1 pseudogene is annotated in these 1,170 nt (G+C 65.0%); it reads right to left on the bottom strand.

From position 1 onward, the window contains the following. Positions 1-1,008 (bottom strand): annotated as a pseudogene (locus tag AHiyo1_RS09620) (glycoside hydrolase family 65 protein); the annotation flags it as partial. Between the last annotated feature and the right edge of the window lie 162 nt (positions 1,009-1,170).

Raw genomic sequence — 1,170 nt, 5'->3', positions numbered from 1 at the left:
CAGGCTCCAGCGCACGGCCTGCTGCTGTTCGGGCTGGCCGCCAATGGTGATATCCGCCGTAGACCAGTAATCCCGGTAGTGCGCCGTGCCTTCGGCGAGGAGCGCGTCAAACGGCACGAGGCCCAATTCGGCGTCGGACGCGAGGATCTCGCCCGGGTCTGATTCGCTTGCATCGGCGCTGTTCACGACGTAGCTGACGCTCTTCTCCAAGCGGAACGTCTCGCCTTCATTCACGGCCATGACGTAGCGGACCGTTGACTCGTCCTCCCCCACCACGGTTTCGAAGGGCTGGCCTTCGGCGGATATCCAATGGTCCACGGCCATGCCGATGCGCTGCCGGGATTCAGCGGTTTCCCAAGCCATGCGCAGCGATCCGTCGGAGCCCTGGAGGTGGAGCGGAAGCAACACCCGGCCAGCGTGGCGGCCGGAGCGGCGGGGGTCGTGGGCCGAGTGGTCCTCCACAGGCTGGTCCTGCCGATTGATCACCAAAGACGTGATGTCAGCGGACACCTGGCGGTCTGCGGTGAGGCTCAGCTCGATGCCGAGGGAACCCCTTGAATCGATCCCGACGGCGCGGCGCTCCAGGGTGGTGACAATGGCGCCTGAACGGCACTCCCAGGTAACGGCGCATTCGTACACACCCGTGGCGAAGTCGATGCTGCGGCGGTAATTCTGCACCGCGGACTCTGTGAGGCTCAGCTGCTCGCCGTCGATGACAACGTTGAAGTTGTTGGCATCCGGCACATAGACGATCCTTTGTCCCGTGCGGGCGAAGCCATACGCGTTCTCGGCGTGCTTGATGTCCCACGTTTCGTGGAAACCGTTGATGAACGTGCCGGGGAGTTCGGCGTCCGCCCCGGCCCAATGGGCACCGCGGATGCCCAGGTGGCCGTTGCCGAGGCTGAAGAGGGTTTCGAGCGTACCGGCGTCGCCGGGAACGTGGATGCTCTCCACGAGCTTCCACGGTTCGCAGGGGAAGCGCAGCCGGTCGGAGCTGATGAGTGCCATGGACTGTTGGGTTCCTTCTGTTTCTGGTGAAACGGCTTGGTTAGAGGAGGTCATCGAGGTCGTCGACCACGAACGTTGCGCCGGCGTCGAGCAGGGTCTGGCGGCCGGCTCCCCGGTCCACCCCGATCACGGCGCGGAAGTTCCCGGCACTGCCGGCCTGCA

Source organism: Arthrobacter sp. Hiyo1 (assembly GCF_001263615.2).
GTDB lineage: Bacteria > Actinomycetota > Actinomycetes > Actinomycetales > Micrococcaceae > Arthrobacter.
This window is presented reverse-complemented; position numbering and strand designations above follow the sequence as displayed.